Raw genomic sequence first — 19,721 nt, forward strand, 5'->3', positions numbered from 1 at the left:
ACGAGCGGCGATCGGCGGGATGCCGCCGGGCGTGCCCAGGGGCCGGACGACCGGCACCCGAGGGCAGTGCCTCGGGTACCGTTGGCCGTAGCGGGGCTCGACCGAAACTGAGGGATTCATGGGACTCACCATCGGCGTCGACATCGGCGGCACGAAGATCGCGGCCGGCGTGGTCGATGAGGAAGGCAACATCCTCTCGACCCACAAGGTGCCGACCCCGGGCACGGCCGAGGGCATCGTGGACGCCATCGCCTCGGCGGTGGAAGGCGCCCGCGTCGGGCACGACATCGTCGGCGTGGGCATCGGCGCCGCCGGTTATGTGAACCGGCAGCGCTCCGAGGTCTACTTCGCGCCCAACATCCACTGGCGCAACGAGCCGCTCAAGGAGAAGGTCGAGGCCCGCGTGGGCCTTCCGGTGGTCGTCGAGAACGACGCGAACGCCGCGGCGTGGGGCGAGTACAAGTTCGGCGGGGGCAAGGGCCACCGCAACGTCATCTGCATCACCCTGGGCACCGGCCTGGGCGGCGGCATCATCATCGGCAACAAGCTGCGCCGCGGGCACTTCGGCGTAGCCGCCGAGTTCGGCCACATCCGCATGGTGCCGGACGGCCTGCTGTGCGGCTGCGGCTCGCAGGGCTGCTGGGAGCAGTACGCCTCGGGACGCGCGCTCGTCCGGTACGCCAAGCAGCGCGCCAACGCCACCCCGGAGAACGCCGAGATCCTGCTCGGCCTCGGCAACGGCACGCCCGAGGGCATCGAGGGCAAGCACATCTCCATGGCCGCCCGCCAGGGCGACCGCGTGGCCGTCGACTCCTACCGTGAGCTGGCCCGCTGGGTCGGCGCGGGCCTCGCGGACCTCGCCTCACTCTTCGACCCCTCCGCGTTCATCGTGGGCGGCGGCCTCTCCGACGAGGGCGAACTGGTCCTCGGCCCGATCCGCAAGTCCTACAAGCGCTGGCTGGTCGGCGGCAACTGGCGCCCGGTGGCGGAGGTAAGAGCGGCGGAACTGGGCAACAAGGCGGGCCTGGTGGGAGCAGCGGACCTGGCCAGGGAACCCGACCCGATCATGTAACGCCCTGTCTTTTGTCTTGAGGGGCGCGGGGAACTGCGCGATCAGCCACATACGACCGGCACTCGCGCACAATCCTCGCGCCCCGAGCTAGTGGGCGTAAATTGACCAGCATGGCGCCGCTCCCCAACTCCCGTACCGAACCCAACGGTTCCGCGGTCATCAGGGTCCTCAGCTACAACATCCGCTCGATGCGCGACGACACAGCCGCCCTGGCCCGTGTCATCAGGGCGTGCGAACCCGACCTGGTCCTCGTCCAGGAAGCCCCCCGCTTCTTCCGCTGGCGCAAGAAACTCGCCCGCCTGGCCCGCGCGGCCGACCTCGTCATCCTCACCGGCGGCGCCACAGCCGCCGGCCCGGCGATCCTCTGCTCGCTGCGGGCGACGATCGAGCGCACGGAGGACGTCCTCCTGCCCCTCACCCCCGGCCTGCACCGCCGCGGCTTCGCCACCGCCGTCGTCCGGTTCGCCGGCGCCCGGCTCGGCGTCCTGAGCTGTCATCTGTCGCTGCAGAAGGACGAGCGCTACGAGCAGGGCGGCATGCTCCTGGACCGGCTCGCCGGGATGGGCGTGGAGCACGCGATCGCCGGCGGTGACCTGAACGAGCGCCCCGACGGCCGCACCTTCCGCCGGCTGACCGACGGTCTCACCGACTGCTGGGCCGCCGCGCCCTGGGGCGGAGAGCACACCTGGACCCCCGCCGACCCCTACCAGCGCATCGACGCGATCTTCGCGACCAAGGGCATCGAGGTGCTGGGCTGCGGCGTGCCGGCCGATCACCCCGGGGTGACCGGGCCAGACCTGAGGGCGGCCACGGACCACCTGCCGGTCCTGGCCGCCCTCAAGGTGCCGGCAAGTTAGACGACCGCCCCGCGCCCCGGGTCCTCGTCGTCCTCGTCATCATCCGTCCGCATCCGCATCACCAGCGTCGCGAACCCGCCGAGGAACCCGCCGATCCCCGCCGTGGCCAGCCACCAGGTCATGTCCCAGCCGAGCACCACGGCCAGCAACAGCAGGACCGGCCCGCCTAGCACACCCAGCCAGGCGAACTTCGCGGTGACGTCGGCCTCCGGCAGCGGGGGCGGTTCCGGCGGCACGAAGTGGCCTTCGTCGTCCTCGTCGAAGTCGTCCTCGGCGGGCTCGGGCGCGGAGTAGTCGCGCGGGCCGACGCCGGGTGCGAAGGAGACGGAGCCGCCCAGCGGCGTGGCCGGGGCGGCCGGGGTGGCCGGCTTGTCCCCGGCCCCCTTGGCTTCCGGTCCCTCGGGCTCAGCGGGCTTCGCGGCCTCACCGGCCGTGTCCACCCGGTCGTCGTTGGTCGGAGACTCGAGCAGCGCCAGGTCCTCGATCGACTTGAACGGCTTGGCGCCCGGCGGGTCCGGCGGCTCGTCGCCGTACGCGGCGACGATCGCGGCCCAGGCGGCCTCCTCGTCGAACGGGACGCCCTGCTCGTCCGGCTCGCGGTCCTCGCGGTCCGAGTCGTGCTCAGCCACCTGCGGTCGTCCCTTCCTTGCCGAGACCGGGCTCGCTGCCGAGGCCGGACGTGAGCCGGCCGATGAACTCGACGCTCTCCTCGAAGATCCGGCCCGCGTCATGGTCCAACGTGGCGACGTGGTAGCTCTGTTCCAGGACGACCTCTTTCACATCGGTCGACGAGATGCGGCTGAGGATACGGGCCGAGTCGGCCGGCGGCACCACATGGTCCTGCGGGCTGCGCAGCAGCAGCACCGGCTGCGTGACCTGCGGCAGCTCGCGGTCGGTGATCTGGAAGAACTGGCGCAGGGAGTGCGCCGCGTGCAGCGGGACCCGGTCGTAGCCCAGCTCCCGGCTGTCCGGCTTGGCGATGTCGCTGGCGATGCCCTTCGTCGCGGGGACGAGGTGGCGGACCACCGGGAGCGCGTGCGCGGCCAGGCCGTGCACCTTGTTCGCGGGGTTGACGACCACCACGCCGCTGACGGCGTCGCCGTGCTTCGCGGCCAGGCGCAGGGCCAGGGCGCCGCCCATGGACAGACCGGCCACGAACACGTGCTCGCGGCGCTCGCACAGGAGGCGCAGCTCGCGGTCCACCTCCGCGTACCAGTCCTGCCAGCCGGTGATCCGCAGGTCCTCCCAGCGGGTGCCGTGCCCGGGCAGCAGCGGCAGGGAGACGGTCAGGCCGCGCTCGGCGAGATGCTCCGCCCAGGGCCGCAGCGACTGCGGTGATCCGGTGAAACCGTGGCAGAGGAGGACGGCGACCTCCCCGCCCTCGTGGCGAAACGGCTCGGCTCCGGAAAGGACCGGCACCTTCGGCCTCCTGGTCGTGAGAAGGGACTGACACGATCACGGAATGTCACGGAACGTCATGGAAGGGGTCGCACGTCGTTCGCGGGACCTTCACCGTACGCGACCGCACTGACACCGACCAGGGCCGTCGGCGCCTTTGACGGCGCCCCGGGTTAAGGTCTGAGCGACACATACAGGAGGCACTCGGTTGTTGTACGGCGCGATGAAGGTCGCTGTTGGGGGACCGCTGAAGGTCGCCTTCAGGCCCTGGGTGGAAGGCCTGGAGAACGTTCCCGCCGAGGGCGCCGCGATCCTGGCGAGCAACCACCTGTCCTTCTCGGACTCGTTCTTCCTGCCCGCGGTCCTGGACCGCAAGGTCACGTTCATCGCGAAGGCCGAGTACTTCACCACCCCCGGGGTGAAGGGCCGGCTCACGGCCGCCTTCTTCAAGGGCGTCGGCCAGCTGCCCGTGGACCGCTCCGGTGCGCGCGGCGCGGGTGAGGCCGCCATCAAGAGCGGCATAGACGTGCTGGAGCGGGGCGAGCTGTTCGGTATCTATCCGGAGGGGACGCGCTCGCCCGACGGGCGGCTCTACCGGGGCAAGCCGGGCGGCCTCGCGCGCGTGGCCCTCGCCACCGGCGCCCCCGTCCTCCCCGTCGCCATGATCGACACGGAGAAGATCCAGCCGCCCGGCAAGGTCATGCCGAAGCTGATGCGCCCGGGCATCCGGATCGGCAAGCCCCTGGACTTCAGCCGCTACCAGGGCATGGAGCACGACCGTTTCGTGCTGCGCGCGGTGACCGACGAGGTCATGTACGAGATCATGAAGCTCTCCGGCCAGGAGTACGTCGACATGTACGCGACGGCCATGAAGCGGCAGCTCGCGGACGCGGCGAAGGCGGAGAAGGAAGCCGAGAAGGCGGCGAAGGCCGCACTCGCGCGGGCGGAGAAGGAACAGGCCGCGAAAGAGAAGGCCGAGCGGGAACGGGCCGAGCGGGAACAGGCCGAGAAGGACCAGACGGAGCAGCGGCGGACCGAGCCCTAGTCGGGGCTTGAAGCCGGGGGCGGGGATATGGCCAAGCGCGAGCGAGTCATGAGGATGTCGGTCGAGCAGCCGCTGTGGCGTGCGCTGACCGCCTATCGCGTGCTCACGATGCTGTACGCGGTCGGCCTGTTCGCCACCGCCTACGAGGAGTTCGCCCGCCCCTGGGTCGCCGTCGCCTACTACGCCGTGCTGGGGGCCTGGACCCTGGCCACACTGCCCCGGGTCGCGAACGCCGCCCGCTGCACCAAGCGGTTCCTCGCCGCCGACCTCACGGTCGCCATCACCGGCATCCTGCTCACGCCCGTCGCCGACGCCCACGAGCGGGTCCAGGCGGGCGGCCCGACCCTGCCGTCGATATGGACCGCCGGTGCCGTCCTCGCCTTCGCCGTCAAGGGCGGCTGGCGCTGGGCGGCCCTGGCCTCCGGCCTCGTGGCCGTCGCCAACCTGGTCGAACGCGGCACCCCGGCCCGCGACACCGTCCACAACGTCATCCTCGTCTGCATCGCCTCCATCGCCATCGGCTACGTCGTCGAGGTCGCCCGCGCCTCCGAGCGCACCCTCGCCCGTGCCCTGGAGATCGAGGCCGCCACCAGGGAGCGGGAGCGGCTCGCCCGGGACATCCACGACAGCGTGCTCCAGGTGCTGGCGATGGTGCAGCGGCGCGGGGCGGTGATCGGCGGCGAGGCGGCCGAGCTGGGCCGGATGGCCGGCGAGCAGGAGGTCGCGCTGCGCACCCTGGTCTCCGGCGGGCTCGTGCCCGTCTCCCGGGTCTCGGAGGACGCCGCCGAGGGAGCGGTCGTCAGGTCCGTCGACGAGGAGCCGCCGCAGAGCGGACCCGTCGACCTGCGCGCCCTGCTCGCGCCGTACGCCGGGGCCAAGGTCAGCCTCGCCGAGCCCGGCGCGCCCGTGCCGCTGGCCCCGGTCGCCGCCCGCGAGGTGGCAGCGGCCGTCGGGGCCGCCCTGGACAATGTCCGCAGGCACGCCGGGGAGCAGGCGCGTGCGTGGATCCTGGTCGAGGACGAGCCGGACGAGGTGATCGTCACCGTCCGGGACGACGGACCCGGCATCCCGCAGGGCCGGCTCGCCCAGGCCGAGGGCGAGGGCCGGCTCGGCGTCGCCCTGTCGATCCGCGGCCGGCTGCGCGACCTCGGCGGCAGCGCGGACCTGATCTCGGTGCCGGGCCAGGGCACGGAGGTCGAGCTGAAGGTACCGAAGGACGTGACGGACGCACGGGGGAAGGCGGAGCAACGATGACGGAGACCACGGAGAACCTGGGGGACCCGGCCAAGGACCCGATCAAGGTCATGGTGGTCGACGACCACCCCATGTGGCGCGACGCGGTCGCCCGTGACCTGGCCGAGTCGGGCTTCGAGGTGGTCGCCACCGCCAGCGACGGCGACCAGGCCGTGCGCCGTGCCAAGGCCGCCGCACCCGACGTCCTCGTGCTGGACCTGAACCTGCCCGCCAAGCCCGGCGTCCAGGTCTGCAAGGAGGTCGTCGCCGCCAATCCCGCGCTGCGCGTCCTCGTGCTGTCCGCCAGCGGTGAGCACGCCGACGTCCTGGAGGCCGTGAAGTCCGGCGCGACCGGCTACCTGCTGAAGTCGGCTTCCACCGGGGAACTCCAGGACGCGGTGCGCCGCACGGCCGTCGGCGACCCGGTCTTCACCCCCGGCCTCGCCGGGCTGGTCCTCGGCGAGTACCGCCGCCTGGCCTCCGAGCCCGCCCCCGCTCCCGACACCGACGAACCGAAGGCGCCCCGGCTCACCGACCGCGAGACCGAGGTGCTGCGCTTGGTCGCGAAGGGCCTGAGCTACAAGCAGATCGCCGAACGCCTGGTCATCTCCCACCGCACGGTGCAGAACCACGTCCAGAACACCCTCGGCAAGCTCCAGTTGCACAACCGCGTGGAGCTGGTCAGGTATGCGATAGAACGCGGCCTCGACGACGAGTGAGACGCGCGCCACACTGACCCTTCGTCAGGCACCTGCTGCGAAGGGACATTCCATGCGGGTCGGAGTACTGACCGGAGGCGGCGACTGCCCCGGGCTCAACGCCGTCATCCGGGCGATCGTCCGCAAGGGCGTGCAGGAGTACGGCTACGACTTCACCGGCTTCCGGGACGGCTGGCGCGGTCCCCTGGAAGGCGACACCGTCCGTCTCGACATCCCCGCCGTGCGCGGCATCCTGCCCCGCGGCGGCACCATCCTCGGCTCCTCCCGGACCAATCCTCTGAAGGAGAAGAACGGCATCCGCCGTATCAAGGAGAACCTCGCCGAACTGGAGGTCGAGGCGCTCATCGCCATCGGCGGCGAGGACACCCTCGGCGTGGCCGCCCGGCTGTCCGACGAGTACGACGTGCCCTGCGTCGGCGTCCCGAAGACGATCGACAATGACCTGTCCGCCACCGACTACACCTTCGGCTTCGACACCGCGGTCGGCATCGCGACCGAGGCGATCGACCGGCTGCACACCACCGCCGAGTCCCATATGCGGGTCCTGGTCGTCGAGGTGATGGGCCGGCACGCCGGCTGGATCGCCCTCCACTCGGGCCTGGCCGGCGGCGCGAACGTCATCCTCATCCCCGAGCAGCGCTTCGACGTCGAGCAGGTCTGCGCCTGGGTGACGTCCCGCTTCAAGGCGTCGTACGCGCCGATCGTGGTCATCGCCGAAGGGGCGATGCCGAAGGACGGCGACATGGTCCTCAAGGACCAGTCGCTGGACTCCTTCGGGCACGTCCGCCTCTCCGGCGTCGGCGAGTGGCTGGCCAAGCAGATCGAGAAGCGCACCGGCAAGGAGGCCCGCACCACGGTCCTGGGCCACGTCCAGCGCGGCGGCACGCCCAGCGCCTTCGACCGCTGGCTCGCCACCCGCTTCGGCCTGCACGCCATCGACTGCGTCCGCGACGGCGACTTCGGCACGATGGTCGCCCTGCGCGGCACGGACATCGTCCGGGTCCCGATCGCCGACGCGACGGCCCGCCTGAAGACGGTGGACCCCACGCTGTACGAGGAGGTCGGCGTCTTCTTCGGCTGACCGGGAAACGGACGTCCGGGGGCGCCGGCCCCCGGACGGCTACACGGTCGTGTTGCGCAGCTGCCCGACCAGCTCCCGCACGACCGCCGCGCCGTTCAGCGTCAGGATCGACTCCGGATGGAACTGCACACCGGCGAACCCGGGCGCGCGCATCGCGTGCACCTCTCCGTTCGCGGCCCGGCTGACCTCGACGCCGTGCGCGGCCAGCTCCTGGAGTGCCTCTTCGTCGCAGCGCGCCACGAAGCTGTTGTAGAAGCCGACGGTCTCGCGCCGCCCGAACAGCTCGATCTCCGTCTGCGCGCCCTGGTACGGCACGTCCTTCCGTACGATCTCCAGCCCCAGCTCGGCCGCGATCAGCTCGTGCCCGAGGCAGACGCCGAGCACGCCGTGCGGATGGCCGCGGAGGACCTCGGCGGTGAGGTTCCGCAGGATCCGCATCTTGGGGTCGGTGACATCGGCGGGGTCACCCGGGCCCGGCCCGAGCACGACCGGCCCCTCGTGCGCGAGCACCGCCTCCCGCAGCCCCTCCTCGTCGTACCGCCGGACGGTCACCTCCAGACCGCTCGACCGCAGCACATGCGCGAGCATCGCCGTGAAGGTGTCCTCGCCGTCGACGACCAGGGCGTGTCCGGCGAGCCCCTCGGACCGCTCCCGCATCCGCAGCCAGAACGGCGCCAGCGACGCCCGGCGCCCGTCGAGCGCGGCACGCACGCGTGGATCGTCGTCCAGCTTCGGCCGTACGGACTCCGCACGCGGCCTGCCCGGCCGTACGCCCAGGGCCGCCAGCACGCCCGCCGCCTTCGCGTGCGTCTCCGCGACCTCACTGTCCGGGTCGGACCCGCGCACGAGCGTGGCGCCCACCGGAACCCGCAGCCCGCCGTCCGCATCGATGTCGGCGGTACGGATGAGGATGGGGGAGTCCAGGGTCTGCGCCCCGCCGGAATCCCGCCCGAGCAGCGCCAGCGCCCCGGCGTAGTAGCCACGCCCCCCGACCTCGTGCCGCTCGATCACCCGGCAGGCGTTCTGCACCGGCGAGCCGGTGACGGTCGCCGCGAACATGGTCTCCTTCAGCACCTCCCGCACATCCAGCGAGGACTTCCCGCGCAGCTCGTACTCGGTGTGCGCGAGGTGCGCCATCTCCTTCAGCCGGGGCCCGACCACGACCCCGCCCATGTCGCCGACGGTGCACATCATCTTGAGCTCCTCGTCGACGACCATCGACAGCTCCTCGATCTCCTTGCCGTCGGCGAGGAAGCCGAGCAGATGCTCGGGCGTGGGCCCCTCGGCGGGATAGCGGTACGTACCGCTGATCGGGTTCATGACGACCGTGCCGCCGGACATCCGGACGTGCACCTCCGGGCTCGCCCCGACCAGCGTCCGGTCCCCGGTGTGCACGACGAACGTCCAGTACGCGCCCCGCTCGCCCTCCAGGAGCCGCCGGAACAGCGCCAGCGCGTCGGCGCGGCCGAACCCGGGGATCTCGCCCTCGTACGTCCGCCGGATCACGAAGTTCGCGCCCTCGCCCCGCCCGATCTCCTCCCGCAGCACGCGCCCGACGATCTCCGCGTACTCCTCGTCGGCCACGTCGAAGCCGCCGCCCTCGACCCGCACGTCATGCCCGGGGAGCTGTTCCAGGGCGTCGGCCAGCGGGATCTCGTACGACTCCTCGGGCGTCAGCACCGCCAGGGGCGTGCCGTCGTCGCGGACGTCGAAGCCGCGCTCGCGGATCTGCCGGAAGGGGACGAGCGCGAGGCCCTCGTCGGGGAGGTCGGCGAGACGGTCGTACGTGGCGACCGGGCCGATCAGGACCTCGACCCGCTCGTGGTCCTGGCCCGGGGTGCGGCGGCGCAGCAGGGCGAACGGGCGGGAGTCGTCCGGCAAGCCGAGCAGGTTCATGGGTCCGTGCTCCTTCTCCGAGGATCCAGCGCGGGATCCGGTGGGATTCAGTGGGAGAGGAGCGACCCCGGGAAACACCGAAGGCCGCCCCTCGGGCGGCCTTCGCGAAGTCAGTCGTACGCGCAGTCAGTGGGCCGCCGGATGAGCGGTCCACCACCAGGTCTGGATCGAGTGCGCGAACATGCGAGGCACCTTATCCCAAGTCCGAGGGGTGTACACCGTGTCTCAATTGCTGGGCATGGGTCAGGACGCCCGACACGACCCCGTAATGTTGAGGTCGTGACCGTGAACGCTAAGACCAGCGCGAGTGCTGGCAACACCTGGCGAGACCTGCCCGCGGCGCAGCAGCCCGAGTACCCCGACACCGAGGCTCTGCGCGCAGTCGTTGCGGAACTCGAGTCGTATCCGCCGCTCGTCTTCGCGGGCGAGTGCGACCAGCTGCGCGCCCGGATGGCGGCCGTCGCCAAGGGAGAGGCGTTCCTTCTCCAGGGCGGCGACTGCGCCGAGGCCTTCGACGCCGTGTCCGCGGACCACATCCGCAACAAGCTGAAGACGCTGCTCCAGATGGGCGCCGTGCTGACGTACGCCGCGTCCGTGCCCGTGGTGAAGGTCGGCCGGATCGCCGGCCAGTACTCCAAGCCGCGCTCCAAGGGCACCGAGACCCGCGACGGCGTGACCCTGCCGACCTACCGCGGCGACTCGGTCAACGGCTTCGACTTCAACGAGGCCGCCCGTATCCCGGACCCCGAGCGCCTGAAGCGGATGTACCACGCGTCCGCCTCCACGCTGAACCTGGTGCGCGCCTTCACCACCGGCGGCTACGCCGACCTGCGCCAGGTGCATGCCTGGAACCAGGACTTCGTGAAGTCGTCCCCGTCGGGGCAGCGTTACGAGCAGCTCGCCCGCGAGATCGACCAGGCGCTGAACTTCATGCACGCCTGCGGGGCCGACCCGGAGGAGTTCAAGACGGTCGAGTTCTACGCCTCGCACGAGGCGCTGCTGCTCGACTACGAGTCCGCCCTGACCCGGGTCGACTCGCGCACCGGGCAGCTGTACGACGTCTCCGGGCACATGGTGTGGATCGGCGAGCGCACCCGGCAGCTGGACCACGCGCACATCGAGTTCGCCTCGAAGATCCGCAACCCGATCGGCATCAAGCTGGGTCCGACGACCACGGCCGAGGACGCGCTGCAGTACATCGAGCGCCTCGACCCGGAGCGTGAGCCGGGTCGGCTGACCTTCATCGTCCGCATGGGCGCCGACAAGGTCCGCGACAAGCTCCCGGAGCTGGTCGAGAAGGTCACCGCCTCGGGCGCCACCGTGGCCTGGGTGACCGACCCGATGCACGGCAACACCTTCGAGGCGGCCTCCGGGCACAAGACCCGCCGCTTCGACGACGTGCTCGACGAGGTCAAGGGCTTCTTCGAGGTCCACAAGGCGCTCGGCACCCACCCGGGCGGCATCCACGTGGAGCTGACCGGCGACGACGTCACCGAGTGCGTGGGCGGCGGCGACGAGATCTTCGTCGACGATCTGCACCAGCGCTACGAGACGGCCTGCGACCCGCGGCTCAACCGCAGCCAGTCGCTCGACCTGGCGTTCCTCGTGGCCGAGATGTACAGGGACCAGTAACGGGATCGCCTGTTACCCGGGCATGGACTGGGGCGCGGATCACACGATCCGCGCCCCTCTCCACTTTTGTGGCTCCCACCCGGCGGGTAAGGTTAGGTTAGCCTCACCGATTAACGGGACGGCGCCAGAAAACGAACCCTGCCGGGAGGTGAGCCGCGTGTACATCTGCAGTTGCTTCGGGATCACCGAGCAGCAGGTCAAACAGCACGCGGACAGCGGCGCCTGCACTCCCCGCCAGATAGCCTCCGCCTGCAAGGCGGGCACGGACTGCGGGTCGTGCGTACGCCGTATCCAGGCGCTCCTCGGCAGGGGTGCGTGTCCTCGCCGCGACCTGGCCGACCGGGGCGAGCAGGTGCTCTCGGAACTGGAAGACGCCGCCTAGGCAGGCGCTAGCTCGGCTGCTCGATCTGCTGTGCGAGGTACAGCGCCTCGCCGAGCTGCTCGATGAGTTCGAGCTGCGTGTCCAGATAGTCGATGTGGTGCTCCTCGTCCTCGAGGATCGACTCGAAGAGGTTCGCGGACGTGATGTCGCCCTTGGTGCGCATCACCTCGATACCGCGCTTGAGGCGGTCGATCGCCTCGACCTCGACCTGCCGGTCGGCCTGGAACATCTCGGTGACCGTCTGGCCGACCCGGACATGGAAGAGCCGCTGGTAGTTGGGCAGGCCGTCCAGCATGAGGATGCGCTCGGTGATCTTGTCCGCGTGCTTCATCTCATCGATGGACTCTTCACGCGTGTACTTGGCGAGCTTGGTCCAGCCCTTGTTGTCCTGGATCCGGTAGTGCAGCCAGTACTGGTTGATCGCCGTCAGCTCGCCGGTCAACTGCTCGTTCAGGAATTCGAGGACCTCGGGGTCGCCCTGCATAGCAGAGGCTCCTTCCACGCGTAAGAACTGGCAGGTTGCGCCGCATGATTCCACCGCGGAAGAAGATCGTCCAGTAAGTCTTCACTTAGTAAGTAAGGGCATGCTTAGTTCTAAATGCCCTGATTTGGAATGGCCCGGGTCAGGGGCATGACCCGAGGTCTGTCAGGATGGACACATGGGTCAGCCGGTGGGACGTGAATCGGGAGAAGGGCGCGATTCAGCAGGAGCGACGCAGCCCGGGCTTCCGCCGGGACAGCGATTGCAGCGCGGCTGGCCGGTCACGCACTACGGGCCCGTCCCCAAGTTCCGGCCCGAGCGCTGGGAGTTCAGGGTCTTCGGCGCCACCGCCGGCGGCGGCAAGCACTGCTGGACCCACGAGGAGTTCACGGCCCTGCCGTACACCACCGTCGTGGCCGATCTGCACTGCGTCACGAAGTTCAGCATGCTGGGCGCCGAGTGGGGCGGGGTCCCCGCGCGCACCATCCTCGACATCGCTCCGCCCGCGGACGACGTCACCCATGTGATGGTGTGGGCCGAGTACGGATTCAGCTCCAACCTCCGGCTGTCCGACTTCGCCTCCGAGCAGGCCTTGTTCGCCACCCACAAGGACGGCGAACTCCTCACCGCCGAGCACGGCTTCCCGCTGCGACTGATCGTGCCCCACCTGTACGCCTGGAAGGGCCCCAAGTGGGTGCGCGGCGTGGAGTACATGACCGCCGACCGGCGCGGTTTCTGGGAGGAGCGCGGCTACCACAACCTCGGCGACCCGTGGCAGGAGCAGCGCTACTCGTATCAGGAGGGGCCCGGGGACGGCCCGGACCTCTGATCTGAAGCCGTCAGCAGTCGCGCAGCTTCTTCAGCCGCTCCACGTCCGCCGCGTGCCCCTCCTTGCCGCCCGGCGTCTCGATGATCAGCGGCACGCCCTCGGTCGCGGGGTGCGTCATCAGGGCCCGGAAGGGGTCCTCCCCGATGTGGCCCACGCCGATGTTCTCGTGCCGGTCCTTGTGCGCGCCCACCACGTCCTTGGAGTCATTGGCGTGGATCAGCTTCAGCCGGCCCTCGCCGACCGTGTCCACCAGCAGGTCCAGCGTCTGGTGCATGCCGCTCGGGCCGGTCAGGTCGTGCCCGGCGGCGAAGATGTGGCAGGTGTCCAGGCACACGCCCAGCATCGGATGGGCGTCCAGCGCCTCGAAGTACGGGCCGAAGTCCCAGGTCCGTGAGCACAGGGAGGCGCCCTGGCCGGCGGTCGACTCCAGCAGCAGATACGGGTCGTCGTCGTGGGTCAGCTCGTCGAGCAGCGGCAGCAGCTGCTCCCGTACCTGCTTCAGCGCCACGGACCGCCCCCTGCCGCCGGTCGCGCTGCCGGTGTGCACGACCACGCCCAGCGCCCCGATCTCCCGCCCGCGGCGCAGCGAGTGCCGCAACGACTCCACCGACCGCTCCACCGTCGCCTCGGTGTGCGAGCCGAAGTTGATCAGGTAGGGAGCGTGGACGTACGCCGGGACCGACTCGGCCTCGCACGCCGCGCGGAACGCCTCGTCCTGCTTCGGATTGCCGGCCGGTGTGGCCCAGCCGCGCGGATTGGCGACGAAGACCTGAACGGTCTCGGCCTGGAGATCACGGGCGTACGACAGGCCTACGGAGTTGAGCCCACCGGCCACGGGAACGTGGCCGCCCACGGGGTTGCGGGAGGGGCCGGACAGCTGATTGTTCACCCGTTCAGGGTGTCATGCGGCCGGCCCTGCCCCGTCCACGGGCTCCCTGCCCGCGCTGGTCACCTGATCTTGATGGTGATCGTCGAACCCTTGGGCGCGGTCTGGCCGCCCTCGACGGACTGCCCCTTGACCTCGTCGCCGAACAGGCCGAGCAGACCGCGGTCCTCGTCGACCTGGAACCCGGCGCTCTCCAGCGTCCGCGTGGCGTCGTCGACGCTGTCGCCGGTCACGTCCGGGACCTCGATCATCTCGGGGCCCTTGGACAGCGTCAGCGTCACCGTGTCGCCCTCGGCCGCCCGGCCGCCGGCCTTCGGGGTCTGCTGGGCGACCTGGCCCTTGTCGAACTCGGAGGAGTTGACCCGCTCGGTGGCGACCTTCACCTTGAGCCCGGCGTCCTGCAGCTGCGCCCGGGCGTCGGCTTCGTCCGCGCCGGTGACGTCGGGGATGTCGATGGGGCTGCCCTTGCTGACGACGAGCGCCACGGCCGTGCCCGCGCGCACCTTCGTGCCGTCGGCGGGCCGCGCGGAGATCACCGAGCCCCTCGGCACGTCCTCGCTGAACTCCCGCGTGACCATGCCCGGCTCAAGACCGTCCGCCTTCAGCTGGGCCCGCGCCTTGGCCAGCTTCTGGCCCTCCAGGGCGGGCACCCGCACCGTCTCGGGCCCGTCGGAGACGGTGATGCTCACCGAGTCGTTGCCGCGGATGCGCGTCCCGGCCTTCGGGTCGGAGCTGATGATCTGGCCCCGCTCCACGGTGTCGCTGTAGGCGTGCTCGACCTTGCCGAGCTCGAGCCCAGCGTCCTCCAGCCGGCTCTCGGCCTGGGTCTGGGTCTTCGCCAGCAGCGGGGGGACCTCGGTGAACTGGCCCGAGTTGATGTACCAGATGCCGGCGCCGAGGCCGAGCACGAGCAGGACCGCGGCGACGATCGCCAGCGGGCCGCGCCGGGACCCCGGGCGGCGCCGGGACGGCGGGGGCGGCGGGGACTCGAAACGGCTGGTGCGGTTGAGCGCCGCCTCGGAGGTCTCGTCGTCCTCGTTGACCGGCAGCGGGCGAAGTGTGGCCAGCGCGCGCGGGATCACGCTCGTACGGTCGTCGGCGCCGTCGTGCTCCGCGGTGAGGGCCTGCGGGGGCACCACGTCCAGCTGCTCCGCGCTCAGCCCGGCGCGCCCGTCGCGGACCTGCGCGAGCAGCGCCACCGCGTCGTGCGGGCGGATGTCCGGGGTGCGGGCGGTCGCCGAGGCCACCATCTCGTCCAGCTCGTAGGCCAGACCGGGCACGGCGGCCGACGGCGGCGGGACGTCCTCGTGCAGATGCTTGTACAGGATCACGGCCGGGGAGTCCCCGTCGTGCGGCTTGTCGCCGGTCAGCATCTCGAACAGCATCACCCCGCACGCGTACACGTCGACGCGGGGGTCCGCGGTGCCGTTCTCTATCTGCTCGGGCGCGAGGTAGGCGACCGTGCCGAGCACGGTCCCTGTGGTGTTCGTCACCGTGTCCACGGCACGGACCAGTCCGAAGTCGGCGACCTTCACCCGGCCGTCGTCCCCTATCAGGACGTTCTCGGGCTTCATGTCCCGGTGCACGAATCCGGCGCGGTGGGCGGCGCCCAGGGCGGCCAGCACCGGCTCCAGGATGTCCAGGGCGGCGCGCGGCTGCAGGGCCCCGCGCTCGCGCAGCACGTCCCGCAGGGTGCAGCCCGCGACGTACTCCATGGCGAGATAGACGTACGAGCCGTCGGTGCCCTGGTCGAAGACCTGCACCACGTTCGGATGGGCCAGCCGGGCGACGGACTTCGCCTCGCGGATGAACCGCTCGACGAACGAGACGTCCGCCGCGAGCGAGGGGTGCATCACCTTGAGCGCGAGAACGCGGTCCAGCCGGGTGTCCACGGCCCGGTAGACCGTGGCCATCCCGCCGACCGCGATCCGCGCGTCGACGCGATACCGGGCGTCGAGCACCTGCCCGACCAAGGGGTCCTGAAGGGTCGTGTCCACGCAGGCGAGTGTACGAGCCACGACCGACAGCCACTCGCCGCGTCCGCTATCGGGGCGGGACTGAAGCGGACCTGTGACGTGTGCCCTACCTGCCTGGGCTGAGGGCAGGCGTGCCTCCCCCAGTGCCTCAAGGGCCTGGGAGGTGCCCCCAGGGCGGCACGGGTGGGCGCAGGCGGCACCCCGCATCGCCGGGCTGCGGACCCACCCGACCCCAGCGACCTCGCACAGTTACTGAAAAGCAGGCCGCTCAGGATCCAGCACAGCCATGCCCTCACCCGGCGACGACGCCTCCGCGAAATGTCGCCGCGGAATGCGCCCGGCCCGGTACGCCAGCCGTCCCGCCTCCACGGCATGCCGCATCGCGTCGGCCATCAGGACCGGTTCCTGCGCCCGTGTCACCGCCGAGGCGAGCATCACACCCGCGCAGCCCAGCTCCATCGCCAGCGCCGCGTCGGACGCCGTACCGGCGCCGGCGTCCAGGATCACCGGCACGCGCGCGTGCTCCACGATCAGCTGGAAGTTGTGCGGGTTGCGGATGCCGAGCCCGGAGCCGATCGGTGAGCCGAGCGGCATGATCGCCGCGCAGCCGGCGTCCTCCAGCTTGCGCGCCAGCACGGGGTCGTCATTGGTGTACGGCAGCACCGTGAACCCGTCGTCGACCAGTGTCTCGGCCGCCTCCAGCGTCTCGATCGGATCGGGCAGCAGCGTGCGCTCGTCGGCGATGACCTCCAGCTTGACCAGGTCGGTGCCGAGGGCCTCGCGCGCGAGACGGGCCGTGAGGACGGCCTCTCCGGCGGTGAAACAGCCCGCCGTGTTGGGCAGCACCCGGATGCCGAGCCGGTCGAGGACGGACAGCACCGAACCCTGCACCGAAGGGTTCACACGGCGCATCGCGACCGTCGTCAGCTCGGTCCCGGACGCGGCCAGCGACCGCTCCAGCACCTCGAGGCTGGGCGCCCCGCCCGTACCCATGATCAGGCGGGACGTGAAGGACGTACCACCGAGGACAAACGGATCGTCGGCCATGGTCAGCCTCCTTGGACGGCGGTGAGGACTTCCACGCGGTCCCCCTCGGCGAGGGACGTGGACGGCCACTGTGCACGCGGGACGACGGTTTCGTTGAGTGCGGCGGCCACCCCGGAGGGCGAGGCGGTGAGCGACGTCACGACGGTGTCGAGAGCCGTGCCGGGCCGGACGTCCCGGGGCTCCCCGTTGACGGAGATGTTCATGCGGGCTGCTCCGTGAGTGCGGTGGCGGTACTGAAGCGCTGCGGGGTGAAGGGGCGGGCCTCCTCGGGGAGTTCGCCCGTCGACAGGAGGTGCGCCATGGCGTCGCCGGTCACCGGCGTGAGCAGGACGCCGTTGCGGTAGTGCCCGGTGGCCAGCAGCAGTCCCTCGAGACCGGTCGGGCCGAGCAGCGGCGCGTTGTCGGGGGAGCCGGGCCGCAGCCCGGCCCGGGTCTCGGTGAAGGGCAGCTCGGTGATGCCCGGGACCAGCTCGTGCGCGTCGCGCAGCAGCTCGTACACGCCGCCCGCGGTCACGGTGGTGTCCCAGCCCATCTCCTCGCTGGTCGCCCCGATGACCAGCTCGCCGCTCTCGCGCGGCACCAGGTAGACGTGGCTGCCGCGCACGACCGCGCGCACGGTCCGGCTCAGGAAGGGCCCGTGCCGCTGCGGCATGATCAGCCGTACGACCTGCCCCTTCACCGGCCGCACGGGCGGCAGCACGTCCTCCGGGACGCCCGCGAGCCGCCCGCTGAGGCTGCCCCCGGCCAGCACCACCCGCCCCGCGTCCAGCGCGGTCCCGTCGGCCGTGACGACGCCCGCGGCCCGGTCCCGTACGACGGTGAGCCGCTCCGCCCACGCCCGGTGGAAGACCACTCCCGCCCGCTCGCACGCGGCCACCAGCGCCCCGGCCAGCCGCCGCGGGTCGATCTGGTGGTCGCCGTCGACCCGCAGCCCGCCGCGCACGCCCGGCGCGAGCATCGGCTCCAGGCGACGGCACTCCCGCCCCGACAGCCACTGCGACTCCAGGCCCGACTGCTGCTGCAGGGCGTGCAGTTCGCGCAGATGAGCCCGGTCGTCGGCGTCCAGGGCCACGGCGAGCGTGCCGCAGCGGCGGTAGCCGAGGTCGTGGCCCGTGAGGTCGGTGAGTTCGGCCGCGAAATCCGGATAGCGCCGGGCGGAGACGAGGTTCAGGCCGAGCAGGGTCTGCTCGCCGTAGTGCAGTTCCGTGACGGCGGCCAGCATGCCGGCCGCCACCTGTGCGGCTCCGCCGCCCGGATCGGGGTCCACCACGGTTGTGGCGAACCCGCGTTGCGCGGCCCGCCACGCGGTGACCAGGCCGATGATCCCGCCCCCGATGACGAGGACGTCTGACGTTGGCGTACGCGGCATGGGCGTCCAGCCCCTCCCTTCGCCGGCATGACCCGGATCAGGTTCGTACGGTCGGAGGCCGCCAGCCTCCCTCTCAGCCCGGTGCGTCCGGGCTCCCGCGAGTGCTCTACGTTGGCCACCCTAGCCCGATGGCGTATGTCGCAGTAAGGGAGCCTCCGTCCATGGCCCGATCCCTCGACGGTCTTCTCCTCGCCCCGGTCGCCGACCAGGCGCCGGGCCAGGTGGGGACCCGCACCCGGTTCACGTACCACGAGAAGGACGGCGAGATCTGGGCCGAGTACACGGGCGGCGACGTCGTACGCGGCCACCTCGTGGGTACCCGGGAAGGTGACAGGCTGGACTTCCGTTATGTACAGCTCAAGCAGGACGGAACCACATCTTCCGGGCACTGTGTGTCGACGGTCGTGGAGCTGCCCGACGGGCGGGTGCGGCTGGAGGAGAGCTGGGAGTGGGAGTCACAGCAGGGCAGCGGGACGAGCGTTGTGGAGCAGGTCACTGCGCATGAGCGCTGACTGACGAAATGTCAGTTGTCTATGGTGATCAGGTGAGCGAGCAGACGCAGGAACCAGGTTCGTCCGCGCCGCGGCGCGTGGTCGTGGCGGGCGCGGGCATGGCCGGTGTGCAGACCGCGGTCGCCCTGCGGGAGCAGGGCTTCACCGGCACCGTGATCCTGATCGGCGCCGAGCCCCACCAGCCGTACGACCGGCCCCCGTTGTCCAAGGCCGTCCTGCTCGGCAAGGCCGAGGGCTCCGCCTTCGACCTCGACTTCGAGGCCCTCGGCATCGAACTGCGACTCGGCTGCGAGGTGTCGGGTCTGCGCCCCGGCGATCACGAGCTGGACACCGAGGACGGGCCCGTGCCGTACGACGTCCTCGTCGTGGCGACCGGCGCCGAACCGGTCCGGCTGGCCGGCGCGGAGGGTGTGCCGGGCGTGCATCTGCTGCGCACCCTGGACGACGCCGAGCGGCTGCGGCCCGTGCTGGCCCGCAAGCACGACATCGTGGTCGTCGGCGCGGGCTGGATCGGCGCGGAGTTCGCCACGGCCGCGCGCGAGGCGGGCTGCGCGGTGACCGTCGTGGAGGCCGCCGAAGGGCCGCTCGCCGGGGCACTGCCCGCCGAGGTCGCGGCCCCGATGGCCGGCTGGTACGCCGAGGCGGGGGCGGTGCTGCGCACGCACGCGCGCGTGGAGCGCGTCGAGCCCGGGGCGGTGCTTCTCGACGACGGCACGCGGCTGCCGGCGGGCGCGGTCGTGGTCGGCATCGGCGCCCGCCCCGCGACGGCGTGGCTGGCCGGCTCCGGAGTGGAGCTCGGTGCCCAGGGCGAGATCGTGTCCGACCAGCACCTGCGGACGTCGGTGCCGGACGTGTACGCGGTCGGCGACTGTGCCTCCTTCCCCTCGGGGCGATACGGCGAGCGCCTGCTGGTGCACCACTGGGACAACGCCCTCCAGGGGCCGCGCACGGTGGCCCTGAACATCGTCAACCGGGCCTCGGGGGAGCCTCCGGCGGTGTACGACCCGGTGCCCTACTTCTGGTCCGAGCAGTTCGGGCGGTTCGTCCAGTACGCCGGGCACCACGCGGCCGCCGACACTGCTCTGTGGCGGGGTGACCCGGCCGGGCCGGCCTGGACGGTGTGCTGGCTCCGCGGCGACCGGCTGGTCGCGCTGCTGGCGGTGGGTCGTCCCCGGGACCTGGCGCAGGGGCGTCGTTTGATCGAGTCGGGCGCCGCCATGAATCCGGTGCTGCTCGCGGACCCGGCCAGGCCGCTGAAGGCGGCGACGGCGTAGCTGTCGAGGAGGACGTTGTCCGCCGAGGTGGG

General features: G+C 71.4%; 21 protein-coding genes and 1 riboswitch. Of the genes, 11 read left to right on the forward strand and 10 right to left on the reverse strand.

Going from position 1 to position 19,721, the window contains the following annotated elements:
• Positions 1-118: 118 nt before the first annotated feature.
• Positions 119-1,072, forward strand: a complete 954-nt coding sequence (locus OG542_RS29815; protein ID WP_215121994.1) for an ROK family glucokinase — start codon at positions 119-121, stop codon at positions 1,070-1,072.
• A gap of 110 nt (positions 1,073-1,182) precedes the next feature.
• Complete coding sequence (locus OG542_RS29820) at positions 1,183-1,929, forward strand: endonuclease/exonuclease/phosphatase family protein (RefSeq protein ID WP_328414802.1); 747 nt, start codon at positions 1,183-1,185, stop codon at positions 1,927-1,929.
• On the opposite strand, the gene OG542_RS29825 is transcribed toward OG542_RS29820, so the two are convergent.
• Together OG542_RS29825 and OG542_RS29830 are read right to left on the reverse strand one after the other, a co-directional pair.
• Positions 1,926-2,558 (reverse strand): hypothetical protein, encoded by a 633-nt coding sequence (locus OG542_RS29825; RefSeq protein ID WP_328414804.1) that lies wholly within the window; start codon positions 2,556-2,558, stop codon positions 1,926-1,928. The genes OG542_RS29820 and OG542_RS29825 overlap by 4 nt on opposite strands.
• Positions 2,551-3,348, reverse strand: coding sequence for an alpha/beta hydrolase (locus OG542_RS29830; protein WP_328414806.1), 798 nt, complete (start codon positions 3,346-3,348; stop codon positions 2,551-2,553). The genes OG542_RS29825 and OG542_RS29830 overlap by 8 nt, the downstream gene beginning before the upstream one ends.
• Before the next feature lie 202 nt (positions 3,349-3,550).
• Between OG542_RS29830 and OG542_RS29835 the strand changes: the two genes are divergently transcribed.
• The 4 genes from OG542_RS29835 to OG542_RS29850 are packed head-to-tail and all read left to right on the forward strand — an operon-like array spanning position 3,551 to position 7,405.
• Positions 3,551-4,372, forward strand: coding sequence for a lysophospholipid acyltransferase family protein (locus tag OG542_RS29835; protein ID WP_311125229.1), 822 nt, complete (start codon positions 3,551-3,553; stop codon positions 4,370-4,372).
• 27 nt (positions 4,373-4,399) lie between these two features.
• Complete coding sequence (gene macS, locus OG542_RS29840; protein ID WP_328414809.1) at positions 4,400-5,626, forward strand: MacS family sensor histidine kinase; 1,227 nt, start codon at positions 4,400-4,402, stop codon at positions 5,624-5,626.
• Positions 5,623-6,324 carry a response regulator transcription factor gene (locus OG542_RS29845; protein WP_311125227.1) on the forward strand — a complete coding sequence of 234 codons (702 nt, stop codon included), beginning with the start codon at positions 5,623-5,625 and terminating at the stop codon, positions 6,322-6,324. The genes macS and OG542_RS29845 overlap by 4 nt, the downstream gene beginning before the upstream one ends.
• Before the next feature lie 52 nt (positions 6,325-6,376).
• Positions 6,377-7,405 (forward strand): 6-phosphofructokinase, encoded by a 1,029-nt coding sequence (locus tag OG542_RS29850; protein WP_193480507.1) that lies wholly within the window; start codon positions 6,377-6,379, stop codon positions 7,403-7,405.
• A 39-nt stretch (positions 7,406-7,444) separates the two neighbouring features.
• Here the strand turns inward: OG542_RS29850 and OG542_RS29855 are convergent, their stop codons facing one another.
• Together OG542_RS29855 and OG542_RS40775 are read right to left on the reverse strand one after the other, a co-directional pair.
• Positions 7,445-9,301, reverse strand: coding sequence for an anthranilate synthase family protein (locus OG542_RS29855; protein ID WP_328414812.1), 1,857 nt, complete (start codon positions 9,299-9,301; stop codon positions 7,445-7,447).
• 126 nt (positions 9,302-9,427) lie between these two features.
• Positions 9,428-9,484, reverse strand: coding sequence for a trp operon leader peptide (locus OG542_RS40775; RefSeq protein ID WP_082319877.1), 57 nt, complete (start codon positions 9,482-9,484; stop codon positions 9,428-9,430).
• A gap of 96 nt (positions 9,485-9,580) precedes the next feature.
• Here OG542_RS40775 and OG542_RS29860 point away from each other — a divergent pair, with 96 nt between their 5' ends.
• Positions 9,581-10,933 (forward strand): class II 3-deoxy-7-phosphoheptulonate synthase, encoded by a 1,353-nt coding sequence (locus tag OG542_RS29860; RefSeq protein ID WP_311125224.1) that lies wholly within the window; start codon positions 9,581-9,583, stop codon positions 10,931-10,933.
• 148 nt (positions 10,934-11,081) lie between these two features.
• Complete coding sequence (locus OG542_RS29865) at positions 11,082-11,315, forward strand: (2Fe-2S)-binding protein (protein ID WP_193480509.1); 234 nt, start codon at positions 11,082-11,084, stop codon at positions 11,313-11,315.
• Positions 11,316-11,322: 7 nt separating this feature from the next.
• Here the strand turns inward: OG542_RS29865 and bfr are convergent, their stop codons facing one another.
• Positions 11,323-11,799 (reverse strand): bacterioferritin, encoded by a 477-nt coding sequence (gene bfr / locus OG542_RS29870; RefSeq protein WP_193480510.1) that lies wholly within the window; start codon positions 11,797-11,799, stop codon positions 11,323-11,325.
• Positions 11,800-11,974: 175 nt separating this feature from the next.
• Between bfr and OG542_RS29875 the strand changes: the two genes are divergently transcribed.
• Complete coding sequence (locus tag OG542_RS29875) at positions 11,975-12,625, forward strand: sulfite oxidase-like oxidoreductase (RefSeq protein ID WP_193480511.1); 651 nt, start codon at positions 11,975-11,977, stop codon at positions 12,623-12,625.
• Between the two features lie 10 nt (positions 12,626-12,635).
• Here OG542_RS29875 and OG542_RS29880 read toward each other — a convergent pair whose 3' ends face one another.
• The 5 genes from OG542_RS29880 to thiO all read right to left on the reverse strand — a co-directional run bounded on the left by OG542_RS29880 (position 12,636) and on the right by thiO (position 17,903).
• Positions 12,636-13,514, reverse strand: coding sequence for a deoxyribonuclease IV (locus OG542_RS29880; RefSeq protein WP_328414816.1), 879 nt, complete (start codon positions 13,512-13,514; stop codon positions 12,636-12,638).
• A 59-nt stretch (positions 13,515-13,573) separates the two neighbouring features.
• Positions 13,574-15,508 (reverse strand): Stk1 family PASTA domain-containing Ser/Thr kinase, encoded by a 1,935-nt coding sequence (pknB, locus tag OG542_RS29885; RefSeq protein ID WP_328414817.1) that lies wholly within the window; start codon positions 15,506-15,508, stop codon positions 13,574-13,576.
• A gap of 228 nt (positions 15,509-15,736) precedes the next feature.
• Positions 15,737-16,534 carry a thiazole synthase gene (locus OG542_RS29890; RefSeq protein ID WP_328414819.1) on the reverse strand — a complete coding sequence of 266 codons (798 nt, stop codon included), beginning with the start codon at positions 16,532-16,534 and terminating at the stop codon, positions 15,737-15,739.
• 2 nt (positions 16,535-16,536) lie between these two features.
• Positions 16,537-16,737, reverse strand: a complete 201-nt coding sequence (gene thiS, locus OG542_RS29895) for a sulfur carrier protein ThiS (protein ID WP_193480515.1) — start codon at positions 16,735-16,737, stop codon at positions 16,537-16,539.
• Positions 16,734-17,903, reverse strand: a complete 1,170-nt coding sequence (thiO, locus tag OG542_RS29900) for a glycine oxidase ThiO (RefSeq protein ID WP_328414821.1) — start codon at positions 17,901-17,903, stop codon at positions 16,734-16,736. Before thiO ends, thiS begins: the two co-directional genes overlap by 4 nt.
• A riboswitch (TPP riboswitch) is annotated at positions 17,901-18,012 on the reverse strand. (Overlaps the previous gene by 3 nt.)
• Positions 18,013-18,064: 52 nt before the next feature.
• Here thiO and OG542_RS29905 point away from each other — a divergent pair.
• Together OG542_RS29905 and OG542_RS29910 are read left to right on the forward strand one after the other, a co-directional pair.
• Positions 18,065-18,415 carry a hypothetical protein gene (locus OG542_RS29905; protein WP_311125219.1) on the forward strand — a complete coding sequence of 117 codons (351 nt, stop codon included), beginning with the start codon at positions 18,065-18,067 and terminating at the stop codon, positions 18,413-18,415.
• 32 nt (positions 18,416-18,447) lie between these two features.
• Positions 18,448-19,689: an NAD(P)/FAD-dependent oxidoreductase gene (locus OG542_RS29910; RefSeq protein ID WP_328414823.1), complete on the forward strand. Its 1,242-nt coding sequence runs from the start codon at positions 18,448-18,450 to the stop codon at positions 19,687-19,689.
• The last annotated feature ends 32 nt before the right edge of the window (positions 19,690-19,721 follow it).

Source organism: Streptomyces violaceus, assembly GCF_036014075.1.
Taxonomy (GTDB): Bacteria; Actinomycetota; Actinomycetes; order Streptomycetales; family Streptomycetaceae; genus Streptomyces; species Streptomyces violaceus.